Below are 2,530 nucleotides of genomic sequence, written 5' to 3'. Positions count from 1 at the left end.
CGGTCCTTATGCATGGGCCGGCAATTGACGGCCCGAGTCACCCCGATCACCCAACTTCGACAGTTCAGCGTCAGTTTTGAGCATACTGTTGAGATCTGGTTGTTACTTTTCAGGGGCTTAGCATGGTCTGCCTCAGCGATTTTCGCAAACCGTGTCGTCACACGCTATAGGCGTAATACTATTGATTGTTTGGCCATAGACGTGATTTCGTCGCCACATAATGTATACTCGTATCACCAAGACAGGGGGGCGCCAGTATCTGCAACTGGTCGAGTCCTTTCGAAACGACAGCGGCAAGGTTCGCACGCGCGTCGTTGCCAACCTTGGGCGTCTCGACCAGATCACACCCGAACAGTTGGATCCGCTGATCAATGGTCTCAACAGGGCCGTCGGTCGGGCACACAATACGTCGTCGCAGGTCATCCAGGAGTCCGGTCTCAGCTTCGGTGATGTCTTTGCGCTCCATGAACTTTGGCGGGGTCTGGGGATCGACACGGCCTTGAAGCGCGCCATGCGTTCCTCGCGCCGGGCTTTCGATGCCGAAGCGCTGATCCGCGCGATGGTCTTCAACCGCCTGTGTGACCCCACGAGCAAGTTGGGCTGCCTGCGCTGGCTGGAAACCGTCGCAATGCCTGCGATGCCTGACACCGTCAGCCATCAGCACCTGCTGCGCGCCATGGATGCCCTGATGGACCATGCCGACGCAGTCGCGGATGCGCTGGCCCGCCAGATCCGGCCCCTGGTCGATCGCGATCTCGCCATCGTATTTTATGACCTGACCACCGTCCGTATCCATGGCGGGGGCGAGGTCGATGATGATCTTCGCGCCTTCGGCATGAACAAGGAGACCGGCGGTATCGCTCGGCAGTTCGTGCTGGGGGTCGTCCAGACGGCCGAGGGCCTGCCCCTGATGCACACCGTCCATCCCGGCAATGTCGGCGAGACGAAGACGCTGCAGGGCATGCTCCAGACCGTTCTGCAGCGGTTCCCCGTCCAGCGCGTCATCCTGGTGGCTGATCGCGGCCTGCTGAGCCTGGAGAATATCGACGAGTTGACCGCGCTGGCCGACCAGGGCGGGCGCAAGCTGGAGTTCATCTTGGCCGTGCCCGCCCGCCGCTATGCCGATCTGGTCGAGACGTTCCAGAATCTCACCTTCTGCGAGCACGGGCTGGCCGAGGCCACCTTCGCCGGGCACCGCTTGATCGTGGCGCATGATCCCGTGCGCGCCGCAGACCAATCCGACCGTCGGCGGGGCCGCATCCGCGACCTGGAGGCCATGGCCGACAAAATGGTCACCAAGCTCGACGCCCAGGACGACGGGCAAACCGCGCGCGGCCGCCGTGCTTGCGACCGGGGTGCCTACAGCAGGTTCACCCGCGCCGTTGCCGAAGCGCAGCTCACGCGCTTTCTCAAGGCCGACCTGCAAGCTGATCGGTTCAGTTACAGTGTCGACGAGGCCGCCATCGCCCGGGCGGAACTCTTTGATGGAAAGCTCGCGCTGCTGACCAACGCCCCCGACCTGACGCCCGCCGAAACCGTTTCCCGTTACAAGAGCCTCGCCGATATCGAGCGTGGCTTTCGAGTTCTGAAATCAGACATCGAGATCGCTCCCGTCCATCACCGGTTGCCCGACCGCATCCGGGCTCATGCGCTTATCTGCTTTCTGGCGCTGGTCCTCTACCGCGTCATGCGCATGCGACTGAAGGCCAAGCGACATGACGCCAGCCCTCGAACCGCCCTCGATCTACTGGCGCGGATCCAGAAACATACCGCCCATATCGGCGACCGCACCTTCAACGGAACCAGCAAGACCACCCCGGAGCAACTCGATCTCTTCGACGCCCTGAGCCTCCCCAGACCGGCCTGAAAACCCGATGTCGTCACACAAACGCAATTCTCGTGTCAACAATATCAATCGCTTACGTGATTAACTGTCGAAGTTGGGGGCAACGACCAAAGTTCAAGCTGAGCTTGCCGAAATACCAAAAGGTTGCCACCTTCTTGACGCTGTTTGCGGTATTGGCGGACCTAGCTGGTATTTGGCCGACAGCCACGGATGTTTGGTGGAAGCAATCGACCTTACTCCGGAATTTGTTGAGGTTGCCCGCCAGTTAAACGAAAAGGATGGTCTTGGCGACAAAATCACTGTGGAAGTTGGAAGCGTTACGGAACTTCCTTGTACGGGTCAGAATTTTGATGTGGTTTTAAGTCAGAATGTATCAATGAATGTCGCGGGCAAATCCGCAATGTGAGTTTTCAGGGTTCGGATGGGCCCGACGCTAGCTCTCTCAGACGATATCATCGTTTGTCCTTTGAACTACGTCACTCACAAGAGTGGCTATTTGTATGAATTGATCTGACAGCGGATTGGTCTTTCGCCAGACCATCCCTATTGTGCGCGTTGGACTTCGCTCGGAAAAGCGAGCCAGCGAGACATTGGCCAAGCGGGTTTCCAGAGCAATCGCCATCTCAGGGATAAGCGTAACTCCCATGCCCGCACCAACCATCTGCACCAATGTCGACAGTGAAC

Annotated in this window: 3 protein-coding genes; 2 read left to right on the top strand and 1 reads right to left on the bottom strand. The window is 59.0% G+C overall.

The features are described from left to right. The first annotated feature begins 220 nt into the window (after positions 1-220). Complete coding sequence (locus Q1B15_RS18460; protein WP_299756533.1) at positions 221-1,867, top strand: IS1634 family transposase; 1,647 nt, start codon at positions 221-223, stop codon at positions 1,865-1,867. A gap of 73 nt (positions 1,868-1,940) precedes the next feature. Further along, positions 1,941-2,252 carry a class I SAM-dependent methyltransferase gene (locus tag Q1B15_RS18455; protein WP_299756530.1) on the top strand — a complete coding sequence of 104 codons (312 nt, stop codon included), beginning with the start codon at positions 1,941-1,943 and terminating at the stop codon, positions 2,250-2,252. Positions 2,253-2,288: 36 nt separating this feature from the next. Here Q1B15_RS18455 and Q1B15_RS18450 read toward each other — a convergent pair. Next, positions 2,289-2,530: LysR substrate-binding domain-containing protein (locus Q1B15_RS18450; RefSeq protein ID WP_299756527.1), on the bottom strand; the 242-nt coding region annotated here is incomplete at its 5' end.

It is taken from the genome of uncultured Boseongicola sp. (genome assembly GCF_937988555.1).
Lineage (GTDB): Bacteria > Pseudomonadota > Alphaproteobacteria > Rhodobacterales > Rhodobacteraceae > Boseongicola.
Note: the sequence above shows the minus strand (reverse complement) of the source record. Positions and strands in the feature narration are given on the sequence as shown.

Coding starts and splice junctions, on each gene's coding strand:
- Q1B15_RS18460 (WP_299756533.1), top strand. CDS start 221: ATGTATACTCGTATCACCAAGACAGGGGGGCGCCAGTATCTGCAACTG.